This is a genomic window from Paenibacillus sp. Cedars, from assembly GCF_003184205.1.
Lineage (GTDB): Bacteria > Bacillota > Bacilli > Paenibacillales > Paenibacillaceae > Paenibacillus_AQ > Paenibacillus_AQ glucanolyticus.
Window position 1 is genome coordinate 5,730,162 of the sequence record NZ_CP020866.1, and the last position, 18,366, is coordinate 5,748,527.

The window sequence follows — 18,366 nt, forward strand, 5'->3', positions numbered from 1 at the left end:
GGGGAAATGGGTCTTAGCCTGGCTATATGGCTATCCATACGATCCATAAACTAGTGCCTATATGAGCCATCCTTCATCTTCTTGCGCACAACAACCGCCACGCAAACAACAATCAGCAGGATCAGTCCCGCAATAATCCAATCCTTGATGACTTGCCAAGGCGTATGGGCTCCTCCGCCATACTCACCCTCATACTGAGCTAACAAATAACCTTCCGTTGTCTCTACAGCAATAGCTGTTTCGGTGGCGATTCCCTTAACGGCATAGTATTGGGTTCCCTTAGGGTAGGCATTGGAGAAATTACCGCTATAAGTCCCTTCCCTGTCCGAATAGTAGGTGACCTTTCCCACCACGTCTCCAAGTGTGGATGCTTCCACTCGATCTTCCGACATGACGTAGATCTTCCCGTCGTTTACGACAAACGAATATGCCCATGAAGCAGCCGCGGTTGAAGAACACACCGGCAGCAATAACAGCGATATCAGCCATATTTTCACATACCAATTCATGTGACGAAGTCCCACCACGGTTCACCTCAGGCATCAGGATGATGTTTCTCTTCAGAATGGGATAGTTATTCCATCACCTTGCTTCTGCCATCGACGGTAAGCTCGATGCCCGGCTCCCTTGCTCCGCCCGACATACTCATGGGAGAGTCTGGCTGCGCCACGGAACCCTCAAAGGTCTCGCTTACTTTTGTTTTGTCCCGCGGCCGAACGGCAACAACCTTACGCTCGAATTCCACCATCTTGCCTCCTATTTCAGAACTTAGCGGGCGCACCGCAACCTGCGACTCGTTGCCATAGCTGTAGATATGGATCTGGCAGTCCGCCAGAATCGTTTCGTTCCTTGTACGATAATCGCATTTGCTGTCTTTTTTGGAGTAAGATACAGAGGAGATTCCACTTGCATTGTATTTCACAAGGTACATAACTTGCTCGGATACAAATGGAAAAAGGACGATCCAAGCAACACAGCCGATCAGCACCCGGCCCATAATCTTCGGATAACGGGGACGATACATTCGGCTTACCCACGGAATTCCGACCATCAACAAGATAAGTCCTGCAATGACAGGTAAATGAAAACCATAAACGCCTTGCTGAGTCCAGGGAGGTATCCCTGCCCAGCGAAACAAATCATCCCCGAATGAATAGCCCAGATGGTGATTAGATATAAACAGCAAACCAACAATAATTGCGGAAATGGAGAGGATTCTACTCTTCAACTGCTTCTCCTCCTCGCCTGATTCATTTACCACATTATAGCAAACAGGAGCTTGGGTGGTAACCCATATTAACCAGCCTTATTTATGGAGTGGTTGTCTACAATCGCAAGCCTCGTTCCACTCTTGGCTTCATGCAGCAGCTTGCGGTCGCGGTAAATCAGACATAACAGCACATGAAGAAACACAGCCCCATCAAGCAGCACTACCCCCATCACATACATGACCAGCAGGATATGGGAGCCCGCCGTATTGACGGTAATCAGCAAGACATGAAATCCGCCCCACACCACATACAGCAGCCCGTTGCGAATCATTACTTCCTTCAGCTTCAGATGCTCACCCGCCCCGCGGATTTGAACCCGTACGATCCAGGTACCCAGAGTCTGCCCCTGCATCATGTACGGCAGCACGATATAATATGCAATCACCACTATAAAATAGGCGCCTTTCAAGTTCAGCACAGTCAACACGCCGATAAGCGGCAGCACGATCGCTCCGTCCATGCAAAAAGCGATGGTCCGGCGCGTATAACTGACCCGCTTCTGCGAAAGATCCACCTTCTCGTCCAGACGATCCAGGCGAGGCAGGTGGTTTTTCATCCAACCGGCAAGCATGAATCCGACCATCCCCCCCATCGTATTCAGCAGCAGATCGTCCACATCAAACAAGCGGTAAGGATAATCATAGAAACCGTAAATGCCCGTCACCTGGGTAACTTCGAAGAACAGCGATAAGCCAACCGAGGCCACAAGACACGTAATCCAGGTCGTCCGCACGTAATAACGCAGGAACATACCGAACGGAACCACGAGAAACACGTTAAAGACAACCTGCAAGAAGGCTCTTTCCTTAAACAACAGCATGTAAGTGGACGGCTCGCGCCACACCACCTTGGTTTCCTTCAATATATCCTGTATGAAATTCAGCGGAATCCACTGCATGACCGAGACAACATTCATCGGGGCATTGTGCCGCGAGGCTGGTAAAGGAAGCAACACCAGATAGACCGCGTTCATCATGTAGAGCAAGAACAAATATAACAGAAATCCCCGGAATTTATTAAAATACCCATACTTGCGATACTGCACGATCAAAAAGGGAACTGCGCACAGCAAAGCCGCTATGGGAAAGGTTAAAAATGCATACGATATCGGAAACAGATAGGCTTCGAGCATTTTTTTCTTCACTCCCTTTGTGATGTTCTGCTTATAATGTACAGGACCAAGTTTAAATGCCAGAGTCCCCTGGGTTAAAAAGCGTTTAAAAAAACAAAAACCTCATCATCATCTGCTTCTCAATTCCTTGGCCATATTCCAATGGCAAATAACCCACACCAATAGTGTGGGCAGGATCACCATAAGCAAGACGCTATTCAATCGGTTATCCTAAAATGGCTTATATGAGTTTATAACGATCATAAGAGCAGAATGGTTTTTCATATTTTCACATCATCCATTCTCTGCCCTCCGATACACCCGTTCCGGCCTGCCTACCGTGCCATATGAAATATCGGCCACCAGCACGCCTTTCTCCACGAAATATTCCAGGTATCTTCTGGCCGTTGTACGGCTGAAGCCGCCTCGCTTGCCAAGCTCCTCTGCTGTCCACACATCTTCCGACTCCTCGATATAGGACAGAATTTTCTCACTCGTCAGTTTGTCGATGCCTTTTGGAAAATACGTCTCCCGATCCAACCGTTCTCCTGCACGCCATAACAGCTGGTCGATGCCCTGCTGATCGATCTGCTTGTTCGCGCCGCCGAGCTGCCTCATATGCTCGTAATATTTCCGGTAGGCTTTCAGCTTCTCCTGAAAACGGTCGAATACGACCGGCTTGATCATAAAATCGTAGACTCCGCCGCGAATCGCCTCTCGCACTGTATCGAATTCCTTGGCTGCCGTTATGATAATAACGTCCGTATGCGGATACCCCCGCTGAATATGCTGCAGCAAATCCAGACCCGACATGTCAGGAAAATATAAATCCAACAAAACCAGATCCGGCGCCAATATGTCCAGCTGTTCATGCGCCTGGGCCCGATCCGTTGCGATGCCAACGACCTCGAAGCCCTCCACCTTCTCTACGAACCGTTGGTTAATGCTGGCAATGCGCACATCATCCTCAATGATTGCGACCCGAATCATGGACATCCCCCCTTGTTTTTGGAATTATAACCGTGAATACCGCGCCGCCCGCAGGCACATTGTGATAAGCAATCGTGCCGTGCAGCTGCTGTACGGTACCGTTTACGATAGACAGACCAAAGCCTCGGTTGCTCTCACCCTTGGTGGAATACCCCAGATCGAACAAACGCTCCGTGCTCTCCCCGGTAACTCCGGTGCCACCATCGGAAACTTCAATACTCAATTCGTCACCCTTGTCGTGTAATCTGACCTTGACCCATCTGTTATCGGGATGTGAGGCCAAAGCCGCTTCCATGGCATTATCGATCAGATTACCGATGATGGTAACCAACTGATTACGGCTGATATGACTTGGGATATCCTTGAAGGAACTGCTCCGGTCGATTTCGACCTTTACCTTCAGCTCGCTTCCGCGATTAAATTTCCCGATCAGAATGCCACCGATAATCGGGTCCGGTATTTCCTGCAGCAGGAATTGAATCAGATTCTGGTGCACATCCGTCTCATGCGTAATCAGATCCATAGCCTCCTGATACGATTCCAGCTGGATCAGGCCGTAGATCGTATACAGCTTGTTGGAATATTCATGCGTCTGCGCGCGCAGCGCTTCCGTATACCTCTTTACCTGCGTAAGTTCTTCGGTCAGGCGCAGCAGCTCGGATTTGTTGCGAAAACTCGATACCGCCCCTACAATCCGATGCTCATGGTCGTAGATAGGCAGTCGATTCACCACAACCGCGTGATCATTAATCACCATCTCCTGATCCTTCTCCGCTTCCCCGGTTTGCATAACCTCCAGCAGTCTGGTGCCCGGGATTACATCCTGTATATACCGTCCGGCGACCAGCTTGCGCTCCTCCGGATCCATCATCATCATCGCGGTATGGTTGGCCAGGGTTACGATACCCTCGCGGTTAACGGCGATAATGCCTTCATGAATCGTCTCCAGAATGGCCCGTTTCTCTTGGTATAATAATCCGATTTCCTTCGGCTCCAGGCCGTGAATCGATCTCTTGACGCTGGACGAGATCCATATGGCACCACCGCAGCCCAGAATAAGGGCAAGACTCGCTAATAACAGAACACGATTACGATACGATTGTGCTGATATCTCAATATCTTTCATCAGAATGCCGACCGATACGATACCGATAATCTCGTTCTTATCATTATAGATCGGCGTTTTGCCCCGAAGCGAGGGGCCCATGGAACCGATGGCCTTCGAGATGATACTCATGCCCTGCAGTACCGGCCCATTATCTCCACCAACCATTTCCTTGCCAATTCGATCGGTAAGGGGATGCGCATACCGGATGCCGTCCCGGTTACCGATAACGATATACTCCGCGTCCGTTTCCAGCCGAATTTCCTCCACAACGGGCTGAATAATGGCAGAGGGATTCTCTTCCTCGAATGCATCCTGAATGACGTCCATTTCGGCAACGGCCTTTGCAAGTTTCAATGCCGATGCGCCGATGCTCTTCTCCAGCGTGTTGACCAGCAGCCGTTCAAAGCTGAAGGTCAAAGCAACAATTACGGCAAACAGCAGCGTGCCAATCAGCAGAATCAGCCTCGTCTGTAAACGCATTCAATCTCCCCCGTATGCTTGTCGATATACTCTAGATTCTGATTTTCTTATTGTATTCTAGATCACACCTCTAACATAGCCCCTGACAAAAATTGGCCGTAAATTTTATGAACAAAATTAGCGAAATGAAGCTTTTTCAACTTATGGCGCAATTCTATTCAAGCCTTACGCAGGATGATAGTATTAAAACACCCATTGCAGTAAGCGCTTACAGTCTAAGCGCACTCTTGGCTAAGAACAAAGGAGGAACTTATCCATGCGTAAACAAAATGGCTTAAAAATCATAGCGGCCGCACTTGTCCTTGCGATGAGCCTGACAGCCTGCAGCACTACCGGAAGCAGCACCGGCGATTACCCGACAAAACCCATTATTGTGACGGCCCCATCAGGTGCCGGCGGTGGCTGGGATAAAACCGCACGCTCCCTCGCCAAGGTATTAACGGAAACGAAGCTCATTGACCAGACCATGACCGTCGAGAATAAACCCGGCGGCGGCGGTACCGTATTCCTGGCGGAGTTTGTGGCAAAAGACAACGAAGATCCTTACAAACTGTTTGTCAGCTCCCCGCCGATTCTCATCAACAATCTGAAAAAGGAAGGAAACAGCCCATTTGGTTACAAGGACGTGACCCCTCTCGCCCAGATGACCAAAGACTTTGGAGCGATTGCCGTACCGGCCAACTCCAAATTCACTGACCTGCAAGCGTTAATCGACGCCATCAAGGCCGATCCCACCTCCGTTACACTTGCGGGCGGTTCTGCACCAGGCTCCATGGACCATTTAATCAGCGTTCTGCCTGCATTTAAATCCGGTGTGGATCCAAGAACCGTGAAATACCTGTCCTATGATGGAGGAGGCGAAGCCATCGCCGCACTCCTGGGCAACAATGCGGACGCCATCGGCACGGACATCTCTTCGCTAGGCAGCTATCTGAAAGCCGGTAAAATCAAAATCCTGGCCGTCACCTCCAGCGAGCGCCTCGGCGGCGACTTCAAAGACGTGCCTACGCTGAAGGAGCTGGGCCTTGACGCTGAATTCACGATTTGGCGCGGTGTATTCGGTCCGAAAGGACTGTCGGAGGAGCAGCTTGCCTTCTGGGACAAAACGCTGAAGGACCTCTCCGAGAATGAAGTGTGGCAAAAAGAGCTGGTTGCCAACGACTGGGCAAGTGAATACCGCAATGCTGCCGACTTCAAGGCATTCCTTGAAGAGCAGGAAAAAGATGTCCAGGAGCTGCTCACAGCGCTTGGCATGCAGAAGTAATACAGGGGGAATGAGGGAGCGAAGGTTCCCTCTCCCTTTTCATCCATGAGGAGGTGTCACCCTTGAACAGCACGTTTGACCGCTACGCCAGCATCGTATTCCTGCTCCTGGGCATCGGCTTCATGTGGCAGAGCGCCAAGATCAGCGCATCCGCATACGGCAGCACCGTTGGGCCTAACATATTCCCTTTTGGTCTCGGATTGGCGCTTATACTGCTAAGCATTCGTTTGTTTTATGAAGCTTTGAAGGCAAAGCCGACAGAAAGCCAGAAGGAGAAGCTGGATTACAAGCGATTCTTTATGATTTTCGCTGCAGCCTTTCTCTACGCCTATTTCCTGGAAGTCATCGGTTATATCATCGGCACATTCCTGTTCCTCCTGTTTGCGTTCCAGACGCTGGAACGAGGGAAGTGGCTGAAATCCATTCTAATCTCCGCGCTGTTCTCCGGCGGCGTGTATGTCATCTTTGTTGTCTTGCTGGAAGGCTCCATGCCGGGCTTCCCGTCTTGGCTATCATGAGCATGGGAGGAATCTACAATGAACGTTTTGGATTATTTGGCGGATGGCTTTATGACCGCCTTGCAGTGGCATAATCTTCTCTTCGCCTTCATCGGCGTGCTGATCGGCACCTCCGTCGGCGTGCTGCCCGGCATCGGTCCGATGAGCGGCGTCGCGCTTCTGATCCCGGTGACCGCCTCCATGACAAGCGGCCTGCCAGCGGAAGCAGCAGCCACCAGCTCCATCATTCTCCTTGCTGGCGTATATTACGGGGCCATGTATGGTGGCTCTACAACCTCGATCCTGCTCAATACGCCCGGAGAGTCCTCGTCTGTCGTGACAACGCTGGACGGCTATCAGATGGCAAAACAGGGCAGAGCCGGCCCGGCACTGTCCATCGCTGCCATCGGTTCGTTTGCAGCCGGGCTCTTTGCGCTTGTGGCATTAATCCTGCTGGCACAGCCTTTATCCAATGTTGCGATTAAATTCGGCCCTGCCGATTATTTCTCGCTCATGCTGCTCGGACTCTGCGCGGTGAGCGGGCTTGCGGGGAAATCGATCACGAAGGCACTCATTATGACCGTTTTCGGCCTGCTTCTGGCCACCATCGGCATGGATACCGTATCCGGCGTCGCCCGATTCACCTTCGACATTCCAATCCTGTACTCCGGTCTGGAATTCTTGACGATTGCCGTTGGTTTGTTTGCCCTTGGTGAAGTGTTCAAATCCATCCTGGAGAGAGACTACATTGCGGGTCAAACGTCCAAGATCGGCCGTATCCTGCCAACACGCAAGGATCTGAAGGATAGCGCCGGACCGATTGCCCGAGGTTCCGTTCTCGGCTTCTTTATCGGCATTCTGCCGGGCGCCGGTGCAACACTCGCTTCCTTCTTCAGTTATATCGTTGAGAAAAAGATCAGCAAAAATCCGGAATCCTTCGGCAAAGGCAACATCGCAGGCGTAGCCGCTCCGGAGTCGGCCAACAACGCAGCATCCGGAGGCGCTATGATCCCGCTGCTGACGCTCGGCATACCGGGCTCCGGCACCACCGCCATCCTGATGGGGGCGCTCATCATGTATAACATCCAGCCGGGCCCGCTTCTGTTTGAGGAACATCCTCAAGTCGCATGGGGGCTGATTGCCAGCATGCTCATCGGCAACCTGCTTCTGCTCGTACTGAATATGCCGCTGGTCAAAGTATTTGCCAAGGTCATCCAGACCCCGGCTAAATACCTCATCCCGATCATCATTGCCATCTCCATATTCGGTGTTTATGCCGTTCAAGCGCAGATCTTCGACCTGATCCTGCTGCTCGGCTGCGGCATTGCGGGCTTCCTGCTTGCTCGTAATGACTTCCCGCTGGCCCCGCTCGTGCTCGGACTCGTACTGGGCCCGATGATTGAGAACAATATGCGCCGGGCACTAACCACATCCAACGGCGACTTCATGATTTTCCTGCAGAAGCCGATGTCGCTGACATTCCTCATCATTGCAGTTCTCTGGATTCTCGTTCCGATTCTGCTGAAGCGCAGAGGCAAAGAAGTTGTCGTGAATGAAGAAGGCTAACTATACGTATACCGATAGGTCAAGGAGGCAGTCATGAATACCAGCAAACTAGGCGGCAAAAGTGTCATTGCCCGAATCGAAATGAATACGGAAGAAGCAAGCTTTGGTCAAGTGACGGCCGCTATCTTTGAGGCTGGCGGCGACATCGTAGCCATTGACGTCATCCAGACCAGCAGTCATACTACGATTCGCGACGTCACCATCACCGTCATCGATACCGTTGACATCGACATCATTACCGAGCGCATCCGCACCTTGCCGGGTGTTCGGCTGCAGCATCTGTCCGATCGCACCTTCCTGCTGCACCTGGGAGGAAAAATCGAGACCAAGCTGAAAGCGCCGATCCAAAACCGTGACGACCTCTCCCGCGTGTATACACCGGATGTCGCACGCGTATGCATGGCCATTCATGAGGAGCCGCGCAAGGCGTTTACGCTCACCGTGAAACGCAACACCGTCGCCGTCATCTCCGACGGCAGCGCTGTCCTGGGACTCGGCAATATCGGTCCATATGCTGCCATGCCGGTCATGGAAGGCAAATCGATGCTGTTCAAACAGCTGGCGGACGTGGACTCCTTCCCCATCTGCCTGGATACGCAGGATACCGAGGGCATCATTGCGGCGATCAAAGCCATTGCCCCTGCGTTCGGCGGGATTAATCTGGAAGATATCTCCTCACCGCGCTGCTTCGAGATTGAACAGCGGCTGCGCGAGGAGCTGGACATCCCGGTATTCCATGACGATCAGCACGGAACAGCCGTCGTCCTGTACGCTGCCCTGATCAATGCGCTTAAGGTCGTTGGTAAATCGGTCGAGGATCTGAAGGTGGTCGTCTGCGGCATCGGTGCTGCGGGCATAGCCTGCAGCAAAATACTGTTGTCGGCAGGCGTGAAGAATATCATCGGTGTTGATCGCATTGGTGCACTGACGGCAGATCAGACGTATGACAATCCGATGTGGCAATGGTACGCCAACCATACCAACCCCGATCGATTGTCCGGAACGCTGCAAGAGGTCATCCAGGGTGCTGACGTATTCATCGGCCTGTCGGCCGGGGGAATCCTGAAAAGAGAGCATGTTCAAACCATGGCGGAACGTCCTATTGTCTTCGCAATGGCAAACCCGGTACCGGAGATTCTGCCGGAAGAAGCCGAGGATATCGTGGGTGTAATCGCCACAGGACGATCAGATTATCCGAACCAGATCAATAACGTGTTATGCTTCCCCGGCATCTTCCGCGGCGCCCTGGATTGCAGAGCTTCCGCGATCAACGAGGAGATGAAGCTGGCAGCAGCGGAAGCCATCGCTTCTGCTGTCTCGGACAAGGAACGAAGCAGGCACTATATCATCCCGAGTGTCTTCAACCAGCAAGTCGTAAGCGGTATCCGGGACCTCGTCATCCGAGCAGCCATCCGGACAGGAGTAGCCCGCAGAATTCCAAGAGAATATCGTTAACGATTATCGACTCCATTCCATGAAGCGGGGAGGATTCACTAATGGGAAGCAGCATAAGGGCCATCGTGGACATTAATATGAGGGCAAATGATTTCTCATCAAGCATCGTACTCGTCCTGGGGCCGGATCATTATATTGACGTAAAAAGCATACTGGGCCTAAGCATGACGCTGTACCGCAATCAAACCTACCTTCTGTACGTTTACGGCCCAGACCAATTGGAAGCGAAAGCCGCCATGCAGGAAGTATTCGCGAAGCATCATCTTCAGCTTCAGCTGAAAGAGGATTAGAGCTTCTTATATTCCGATAAAAAGCGCCCCCGATTATGCTCGTGGGGCGCTTCATTATGTTTATAATGGTTCCTCGGATGAATTTGATTGGTGGCGTTTCCCCCTATATTCTATGATCCAGCAGTCCCGAAGCTCTCCCTCATGCAGTTCATGCTTCTCCAGCATTCTTACCTTACGGAACCCGCACTTCTCATAACAAGCGATGGCACGTTCATTCCAGGTTTGCGGATCCATCACGATACGTTCGGCCTGCCGGTGATGCACGAGATAATCCACCATGGATGATACGAGTTTCGTGCCGATGCCCTGATTCCAATAAATCGGCTCTCCGATGAACTGATCCATCCCGAACGCTATGGAACCGGCTTCAGCCTTCTCATACCCGTAATGATATAGCCCCTCTTCATCCAGGGGATAAAACTGAATGTATCCGATCGGCTTCCCGTCATATTCGATCAAACACCGAGTCTCCTCATCATCCACGTAGAAATGCTCCCTCACCAGCGCTGGGTCATGGGGATGGTCCCTTCCCCCATAGTACTGCAGCACATCCGGGTTGGATAGCCAGGACACCAAAGATGACTCATCTCTCTCCTCCAGCTCGCGGACCGTGATCGGTCCTGCCTCGTACACCAGCATCGTTATCCACCCTTCTCCATCATGAGTCGTTCAAGATTCCTTGTTTTAGACCACATCTGCAACCATCGTGATAGAGGTACCGCTCACCCCCACCTCCAGAAATCCAAAACGTTCATATAGTTTCATAGCCGCCGCATTCCCCGGATCTACGCTAAGCGATACCTTGTGAATTCCCTTCTCCTTCATTCCCCTGAACAATTCCTTCATGAGTGCGGTCCCAATTCCTTGTCCGCGGGATTCCGGAAGCAGCGCCATCCCGAGCTCCGGAATATCATCGCTGACATAACCGAATCCCTTGTTCCCTTCATCAAAATAACGGATATGGATCGAGCCTATCGGCTTGCCGACACCATTTTCAGCAATGTAACCCAGATCGCCGGCTCTGCCCCAGTTCTCCACATATTTTTTCATGAACGGCTCTTCAAGCACGTCCCGGCTAAAAGGCTCCTCTCCTTCAGTCACGTACAGGGACTCATACAGCATATCCCGCAAGAATGCCCCGTCCTCCATTCCTGCAGCGCGAATCTGATACGAATTCATATGCATTTCCTCCTTTCTCCTCTTCTGTTAGTTGATCATGTCTGTCAGTGCAGTCCATATAGCCAATCTCTCCGCATCGAAGTGGGTACGTCCGTAATGATTTAGGAAAATATCCTTGTAGTCATCGCAACTCAGATTATATCGCAGCGTCCAGATGCCCCAATAAAGGTCATAATGAAGGTCTCCAATCCCGCCATAACCCAGGTCAACGAATCCCTCGAGGCGGAAATCCCTCATGATGATATTCGGCAGACAGTAGTCGCCATGGAGAAGCACATCATGAACTGCCGTTCCTCCCAGCTTCTCAAGATCGGACAGAGCCCGTTCCCTTCCACCGGGAAAGGCTCCAATTTTATCTGATTTGCTCATGAGGCTTTCCTGATACTCTTTCAAAAGTTCAGCCGTTCGATTCGGAAATGGACAATCCGCAGCAGATAAAGAATGGAGATAACGAAGACTCTCCCCGAATACGGCAGCCAGCTTCTTCGGATCTTCCAAATGCCCTCCGGATACACCGTCATCCCCTTGCAGGGCTTCGGTCAGCAGGTAATCACTGCCGTTATCCTGTTCATAAGCCATGACCTTGGGAGCCAGACCCTTTCCATGTAGATAGTCCGACATCATTCCTTCTCTCTTCAGTTCATTCCTTTTCGCTATCTTCAAAAACAGAGGTTGGCTCGCTCCCTTGATGTACAGGGTTCTGGCTTGTTCCGAGGAGCTGCTGTCATAGACGGCAGCCGCCTGGATATAGGGCTGCAAGCTGACAGGCAGCGTCTTTATATCAAATGGAATACGTACTCTTTTCATAACTTCTCCCTACCTGCCATCCCATCGGCGGCCTCAGTTCATTAGAATTAAGACGTCCCCCTCGGAACGCCTCGGATCTGTACAGTATGAATTGGCGATTCACCGGTCTAATCCTTCCCTTACAGCCGGTATTTTTTTGTTTAACCTATTTTTGATCACCAAAACGCCCTCTTCCATCACACCTTCTGCGCAAGCATCTTGGTCATGGCATGCCGATGCGGTATGCCGGACGAGTTGCAATCAAATATCACCTCCGGGCAGCTGTGAATCAGCCAATCGTGGTAATGCATCGTCAGCTCCCCGGATCTCCAATCATAAGCGTATGGCTCATTCTCCGGAGGAGGTGCAATGAACGGCTTCTGCACAAATACGTTGAGGCAATGGAGTCCCTCTGTTGAAGTGAATGTTTTGTAATTGGCAAAGATCTCTTCACGATACTCCGGTCTGATATAATGCAGCACGCCACTGGAATACAGCACATCAAACTCCGAGTCCAGACGGTAATCCGAAATATCCGCCTTGAATACGTTCACGTGAACCCCAATCTGATCGGCCAGTCTCTTGGTTTTCTCAATCCCCGCATCCGAAATGTCGAAGGCAGTGACATCATAGCCATTACGGGCAAAAAACACCGCGTCCTTACCTTCCCCGCACCCGATGTCAAGCAGCTTGATCCTTCTTGTCGGAGGAATCATCTCAAGCACCTGATAGCAGGCTGCGCCCGGCTCCGTGCCCCAATAATAGTCCGGCGTTTTGTACTCCTCCTCATAGATGCTGAGGGATTTGCCTGTTGAGGAATAACCGAACAGCTTATCCATACTGACTTCCAGCAGCTGCGACAGCTCCGGAAGCAGTGCGACATCAGGCATAGTCTGCCCGGTCTCCCATTTGGATACCGCCTGAAACGTCACGCCCAGCTTGTGCGCCAAGGCTTCCTGGGTAAGACCGCGCTCTTTGCGGTAACGGTTGATATTTTTGGCTAACATGTCTCTCATATGTATCACGCTCCTAATAACCACATTGTAGGGGCGTTCCGGGGGACGTACAATAACCTGCTTATTGAATCCCGGAGGAATTCAACCGCAAGTTGAATATCATCCAAATACAGGAATGCGCTGTAAAGACATGTTACAATAAACCTGTTTACATTACTGATGAAATTTTAAGGGAGAACACTCGTGAACATTAGAAAACTCAATACCCATGAAATGCCCCCCATGGACCTGCTGTTGCTTGCGGATCCATCGCCAAGACTCGTTGAGGATTATGTGAAGCGCGGCCATTGTTATGTAGCTGAAGATGAATCGAATATGATTGGTGTCTACGTCCTGCTGCCCACCAGGCCGGATACAATCGAGCTCGTGAATGTCGCCGTGAGCGAGAATCTCCATGGCCGAGGATACGGCAAGCTGCTCGTGAACCATGCCATCGGTCAGGCCCGAATTCTTGGATATGCCACGATAGAGATCGGAACCGGCAGCACCGGCGTCGCGCAGCTGGCACTGTATCAGAAATGCGGATTTCGGATGACTGGCATTGATCGGGACTTTTTTGTCCGGCATTATGATGAAGAAATCTATGAGAATGGAATGCGGCTTCGTGACATGGTGCGGCTGTCACAAGATTTATAGCATGGAGGAGGGCTATGTCATGCATGCAATCATGCAATGCACCATTCGCCCTTCCCCGGAATAGGCTAATGTATCATACTTAATGGAGGCAAACATTGTGAGCATAAAGCCAAACCCGAGCCATCTTGCATGGCATGAAACAATGAAGCTGCATGAAATAACCGCTTCGCAGACAAACAGCCTGATCGGCTTCAAGATGTCCATTCATAATATCAAGGATAAACATCTCCATGCACTGTATGCCGAAGCGATTAGAGACATCGAGCAGAACCTGCGGGAATTGCTGCCTTATTTTTCCGAAGCTCCAACAGGAACCCGCAGCCTTTCGGACTCGGAACTAACCGCTTTCTACGCAGGTCAGCTGCTGGGTTATGCCAAGTCCTCAATTCTCGGCTACGCTTCTGCCATTACCGAGACCGCAACGCCAAGCTTAAAAGAAACGTTCCACAAACAGATGCACAGAGCCATTGAGCTCCACACCAAGGTATTCAATTATATGCTGGAGCGCGGACTGTATCCGGCTTATAACCTGAAGGAATTGCTGGAGAATGACGTGAAGAATGCCAATAAGGCATTGGGCATGTAAACTTCTACAGCCAACGACGAAAAGCCCCCGACTGTACAGCAGGAAGCTAAGCGAGATATCGTCTCGCGCAGACTTCCTTCCGCTGTATAGCACAGGGGCTTTTTTTATCCATATACATCCTTAAGAGCAAGGGATTTATTTATTCAACGTTTCGCTCCAGTCATGCACCATGTGACCCTCCAGATACTTCTCGCAGTCCATTGCGGCCATACAGCCAGTGCCTGCAGCCGTAATCGCTTGGCGATAACGCGTATCCTGAACGTCGCCACAAGCGAATACACCTGGAATGTTGGTCTCCGTAGTTCCTGGCGTAACCAGAATATAGCCGGTTGGGTCGGTTGTGATTTGATTGCCGAGGAAGCCCGTATTCGGGGTATGCCCGATCGCTACGAACACGCCTTCCGCTTCAATCAGCTCTTCCCCGCCTGTCTCATTGTTGCGGACCTTCAACCCTTTAACACCGGTTTCGCTGGTAACCACCTCAACAGGCGTACGATCCAGAGCCCACTCGATTTTCTCGTTCTCACGTGCACGATCCTGCATGATTTTGGATGCACGCAGTTCGGTACGACGGTTCACGACCGTTACGCTGGAAGCAAAACGCGTCAGGAAGCTGGCTTCCTCCATTGCAGAATCGCCGCCGCCGATAACAACGATTTTTTTCCCGCGGAAGAAGAATCCGTCACACGTTGCGCACGTGCTTACGCCGCGTCCAACATTCTCCTGCTCTCCGGGAATTCCGAGATACTTCGCGGAAGCACCGGTCGAGATAATCACGGACTCAGCCAGAAGCTCACCCATTCCCTCGACATTCACCTTGAACGGACGCTCGGAGAAATCAACGGACTCCACCCATGCACTCTTGAACTCTGCACCGAAGCGCTCCGCCTGTTGACGCATGTTATCCATCAGCTCGGGACCCATAATGCCTTGCGGGAATCCAGGGAAGTTCTCAACCTCCGTCGTTGTCGTAAGCTGGCCGCCTGGCTGCATGCCTTCGATCACAAGCGGCTTCAGGTTCGCGCGCGCCAAGTAGATGGCTGCCGTCAATCCGGCAGGTCCAGTTCCGATTACGATTGTTTTGTACATATATACAGCCTCCTTAATGGTGATGATTTCTGCTGATCACTACATCCTATTCAGGACTTGCGGAATTTTCCGTACCAAGATCTCCTAAGTATCCGAATATGGGTTGTTACTTAAATGTTTTCCGTAAATGGCCGGAAATTATCATCCGGCTGCACTTTCGTTTCACATACGCTATCAATTTGACGCGCGTAGCGGCTAACCGTGGATGGCGAAATGCCGTAACGGACCGCAACCTGTTCATAGGTCAGGGTGCGTCCACGCTTCTTGGCCGTTAAATATTCCAATGCCGCTGCCCAGCCCTCCACATTCCGAATACTCGGAATATCAGGATACAGCCGGCTGAGGAAATCGGACCAGAGATTCTCCAGCTCTTTTTTCCAGAAGGCATCTACACGCATGTCCATCGTCTGTTCGGCCTTCTCCAGCACCGCCTTCCAGGACGGCAGCCAGTCGGGCAGCACCTCGCGGCTCTTGCCGCTGGACGTTTCGCGGTCATCGCGGCGTTCCTTCAGCCGATTGCTGGCGGCCTCCATCTGCTGGAGCACCAGACGAGCGGCATCCTTCAGCTCCGCATCCTCTCCCGGTTCCTGAAGGAACGATTGCAGAGCGTGCTGCACCTCTTCATCGGCAATCAATTCCAGGGTTCGGATCACTTGAAGCTTGGTCTGCGGATCGCCATGTCTCAGCGCCCAGAAGAAAGAAGAGCGAATTAGCGGATTCTGCTTCGCTTCCTCCGTCAATTTATCGCCATCATGCTCCCAGCGTTTGAACTGCTCCTCGAATGGAAGATGATAGTGGTAGCTTACCTTCATCTGGTCTGTTCCAGTCTCTTTGCGCTTCTGCAGCTGAGCCAGATAGAAATTCGGAATCACCGAATCTCCGTCCAACTTCAGCGCCTGCCGCCAGTATTTCTCGGCCCTGTCATAATCACCGCTGTTGCAAGCCGCAACGGCCGTGTAATGGTACAGGCTTGGATCGCCGCTGAACTCCTCATCCTTCAGAAGCCGGCGGAAATGACCGTACGCAATTTCATGCTGCCCCAGTATTCCCATCGTCGTAGCCAGCTTGAACACATGCTCCAGATGAAAAGGTACCGTCACTGTTAGCATGTCCATTAAACGGTCACGCTGCTCCTGATTTCCTTCATGCTGAAAGAAGATGGCCAGATTGCACAATCCGTGCAGATTGCCCGGCTCCTGATCCAGCACCTCGCCAATGGTACGCTTCGCTGTGTCGAAACGCCCCATATAATAATAAGCCAGAGCCAGATTATTGCGCGCAGCCAGAAAATCCGGGTAATCCTTGACGATCTCCTCCAATAGCTTGACCGCTTGTGCGAACTTGCCTTCCTCAAGCAGTGCCCGCGCATGCTCATGCTCGACCACGCCTTCACGACTCTTGATCCGGTTCAGCTTGGCAGGACGGTTAAGCTCATAATGAAGCAGTTCCATCATCTCTTCCGCCTCATCCAGAAACTGGCCGTTCGGATCTTCCTCCAGATAAGTGACAAGCGCCTCTTCCGCCTTCTCAAACTGTTCCATATTAGCGTAATTGTTCGCCATATAGAAATAGCATTCTGTCATCAACGGGTCCACCTGCTCCAGGATGTGAGCTAGAACATCGTTCGAAGCTTTATAATCTCCCGTCTCTGATAATATACCCGCCATATTGCAATGATTCACCGGATTATCCGGTTCATATTCAACAGCTTTGCGAAAATACTTCAGAGCCTTGTCATATTGGTAACGATCAAGCGAACGAACCGCGCGATCGAAGAAAAAATTGGCATTCATCTCGATAGATATAACATTGTGGGGGTCACTGGACCCATATGGATTACCATTCACGAAAAGCAAGGCACCTCCTTTAACTTGCTCCTCTATCCAGAACAGTATAACACAAGTTACAATGTCATTTGCAGAAAAAAGACACCAGTTTACACACCGGCGTCTTTGAATAAAGTGGCGATCGATCCGCCCTCGATAATGATATGAGATGCCTGTGCCAGCATAGGCGCAATGGACAGCACCTTCAGCCGCATCTTACAGTGATGCTCAGGGAGCGCAATCGAGTCTGTAATAACTATTTCCTCGATATGTGCATGATCAAGCCGGGTCAAAGCTTCCCCGGAGAAGAGTCCATGGGTCGCGCATACAATGGCATCTTGGGCCCCGCGCTCCTTCAGACCTTCTACCACTTGTACGATCGTTGATCCCGTATCAATCAAGTCCTCGATAATGATGGGCGTACGATCCGCCACATCCCCAATGACATGGGTGATGACCGCTTCGTTATGGGCAGGGCGCTGCTTCACCATCATGGCAAACGGCGAACCCAGGCGGCTTGCGAGCTTCTCCGCTGTCTTGGCCCGTCCCGCATCCGGAGATACAATGACAGGCTTCTCGATATTCTTGGCTTTCAGGTAATCCGTGATCAAATCCAGCGCAGTCAGATGATCCACCGGGATATTGAAGAAGCCCTGTATAGCTGGCGCATGCAGATCAATTGTGATGACTCGGTTGGCCCCGGCGGTGGTAAGCACATCAGCTACCATTTTTGCGGATATCGGCTCGCGCGGGGCCGATTTGCGTTCCTGTCTGGCATAACCGTAATAAGGCACAATGATATTAATCGTTCGGGCGGATGCACGTTTGGCGGCATCAATCATCACCAGCAGTTCCACAAACATTTCATTGATCGGGTGAGAAAAGGACTGGAGCAGAAAGACATCGCAATTGCGGATGCTCTCTTCATAATGCACGTAAACTTCGCCACTCTGAAAGCGGGAAATTTTGATCTTCCCGAGTTCAACTCCCAACTGCTGGCTGATGCTTGCCGCCAGCGTCGGATTGGAAGTTCCGGCGAACAATCGTAGTGAACGATACATGAGGACCTCCTGACGAGAGTGGTTTATATGGTCGGCTGACGCAACGATGGTTTGAAAGCGCTATCGTCAAATCAGGCCGTTCCCGTCTCCTGCACCCGTCGATGAGGGTCTTCTGGAGAGGAAAACAGCCGTCTGCAATGAACCTGTTTGCAATT

19 protein-coding genes are annotated in these 18,366 nt (G+C 51.4%); 7 read left to right on the plus strand and 12 right to left on the minus strand.

Annotated features, from left to right (window positions below):
- Positions 1-50 precede the first annotated feature (50 nt).
- The 5 genes from B9D94_RS27595 to B9D94_RS27615 form a co-directional block, all read right to left on the minus strand.
- The gene (locus B9D94_RS27595) at positions 51-509 is read right to left on the minus strand and encodes a hypothetical protein (protein ID WP_006207547.1); all 459 of its coding nucleotides are present in this window, start codon (positions 507-509) and stop codon (positions 51-53) included.
- Between the two features lie 65 nt (positions 510-574).
- Positions 575-1,228, minus strand: a complete 654-nt coding sequence (locus tag B9D94_RS27600) for a hypothetical protein (protein ID WP_172964005.1) — start codon at positions 1,226-1,228, stop codon at positions 575-577.
- Positions 1,229-1,296: 68 nt separating this feature from the next.
- Entirely contained in the window at positions 1,297-2,403 is a 1,107-nt protein-coding gene (locus B9D94_RS27605) for a VanZ family protein (RefSeq protein ID WP_148248874.1), read from the minus strand.
- Between the two features lie 273 nt (positions 2,404-2,676).
- Positions 2,677-3,372 (minus strand): response regulator, encoded by a 696-nt coding sequence (locus B9D94_RS27610; protein WP_006207543.1) that lies wholly within the window; start codon positions 3,370-3,372, stop codon positions 2,677-2,679.
- Positions 3,350-4,960 (minus strand): ATP-binding protein, encoded by a 1,611-nt coding sequence (locus B9D94_RS27615; protein WP_148248486.1) that lies wholly within the window; start codon positions 4,958-4,960, stop codon positions 3,350-3,352. Before B9D94_RS27615 ends, B9D94_RS27610 begins: the two co-directional genes overlap by 23 nt.
- Before the next feature lie 256 nt (positions 4,961-5,216).
- Between B9D94_RS27615 and B9D94_RS27620 the strand changes: the two genes are divergently transcribed.
- From B9D94_RS27620 to B9D94_RS27640, 5 genes are all read left to right on the plus strand, one after another.
- Positions 5,217-6,224: a Bug family tripartite tricarboxylate transporter substrate binding protein gene (locus B9D94_RS27620; RefSeq protein WP_006207541.1), complete on the plus strand. Its 1,008-nt coding sequence runs from the start codon at positions 5,217-5,219 to the stop codon at positions 6,222-6,224.
- Positions 6,225-6,286: 62 nt separating this feature from the next.
- Positions 6,287-6,742, plus strand: a complete 456-nt coding sequence (locus tag B9D94_RS27625; RefSeq protein ID WP_148248487.1) for a tripartite tricarboxylate transporter TctB family protein — start codon at positions 6,287-6,289, stop codon at positions 6,740-6,742.
- A gap of 18 nt (positions 6,743-6,760) precedes the next feature.
- The gene (locus tag B9D94_RS27630; protein ID WP_006207539.1) at positions 6,761-8,287 is read left to right on the plus strand and encodes a tripartite tricarboxylate transporter permease; all 1,527 of its coding nucleotides are present in this window, start codon (positions 6,761-6,763) and stop codon (positions 8,285-8,287) included.
- Between the two features lie 33 nt (positions 8,288-8,320).
- The gene (locus B9D94_RS27635) at positions 8,321-9,742 is read left to right on the plus strand and encodes an NAD-dependent malic enzyme (RefSeq protein ID WP_063478259.1); all 1,422 of its coding nucleotides are present in this window, start codon (positions 8,321-8,323) and stop codon (positions 9,740-9,742) included.
- 41 nt (positions 9,743-9,783) lie between these two features.
- On the plus strand, positions 9,784-10,032 hold the full coding sequence (locus B9D94_RS27640) for a hypothetical protein (protein ID WP_006207537.1): 249 nt from the start codon (positions 9,784-9,786) through the stop codon (positions 10,030-10,032).
- Positions 10,033-10,092: 60 nt separating this feature from the next.
- Here B9D94_RS27640 and B9D94_RS27645 read toward each other — a convergent pair whose 3' ends face one another.
- The 4 genes from B9D94_RS27645 to B9D94_RS27660 all read right to left on the minus strand — a co-directional run bounded on the left by B9D94_RS27645 (position 10,093) and on the right by B9D94_RS27660 (position 13,013).
- Positions 10,093-10,671, minus strand: coding sequence for a GNAT family N-acetyltransferase (locus B9D94_RS27645; RefSeq protein WP_148248488.1), 579 nt, complete (start codon positions 10,669-10,671; stop codon positions 10,093-10,095).
- Between the two features lie 45 nt (positions 10,672-10,716).
- Positions 10,717-11,211 carry a GNAT family N-acetyltransferase gene (locus B9D94_RS27650; RefSeq protein ID WP_148248489.1) on the minus strand — a complete coding sequence of 165 codons (495 nt, stop codon included), beginning with the start codon at positions 11,209-11,211 and terminating at the stop codon, positions 10,717-10,719.
- 27 nt (positions 11,212-11,238) lie between these two features.
- Entirely contained in the window at positions 11,239-12,018 is a 780-nt protein-coding gene (locus B9D94_RS27655; RefSeq protein WP_148248490.1) for an aminoglycoside 3'-phosphotransferase, read from the minus strand.
- A gap of 176 nt (positions 12,019-12,194) precedes the next feature.
- Entirely contained in the window at positions 12,195-13,013 is an 819-nt protein-coding gene (locus B9D94_RS27660; protein WP_036644210.1) for a helix-turn-helix domain-containing protein, read from the minus strand.
- Between the two features lie 183 nt (positions 13,014-13,196).
- On the opposite strand from B9D94_RS27660, the gene B9D94_RS27665 reads away from it, so the two are divergent.
- Positions 13,197-13,649, plus strand: coding sequence for a GNAT family N-acetyltransferase (locus B9D94_RS27665; protein WP_006207532.1), 453 nt, complete (start codon positions 13,197-13,199; stop codon positions 13,647-13,649).
- Between the two features lie 82 nt (positions 13,650-13,731).
- Entirely contained in the window at positions 13,732-14,235 is a 504-nt protein-coding gene (locus tag B9D94_RS27670) for a spore coat protein (protein ID WP_100086454.1), read from the plus strand.
- Between the two features lie 135 nt (positions 14,236-14,370).
- On the opposite strand, the gene trxB is transcribed toward B9D94_RS27670, so the two are convergent.
- From trxB to B9D94_RS27685, 3 genes are all read right to left on the minus strand, one after another.
- Positions 14,371-15,324, minus strand: coding sequence for a thioredoxin-disulfide reductase (gene trxB / locus B9D94_RS27675; RefSeq protein ID WP_006207530.1), 954 nt, complete (start codon positions 15,322-15,324; stop codon positions 14,371-14,373).
- Positions 15,325-15,434: 110 nt separating this feature from the next.
- On the minus strand, positions 15,435-17,180 hold the full coding sequence (locus tag B9D94_RS27680; protein WP_036644208.1) for a tetratricopeptide repeat protein: 1,746 nt from the start codon (positions 17,178-17,180) through the stop codon (positions 15,435-15,437).
- Between the two features lie 80 nt (positions 17,181-17,260).
- Positions 17,261-18,211, minus strand: a complete 951-nt coding sequence (locus B9D94_RS27685; RefSeq protein ID WP_006207528.1) for a ribose-phosphate diphosphokinase — start codon at positions 18,209-18,211, stop codon at positions 17,261-17,263.
- Positions 18,212-18,366 lie beyond the last annotated feature (155 nt).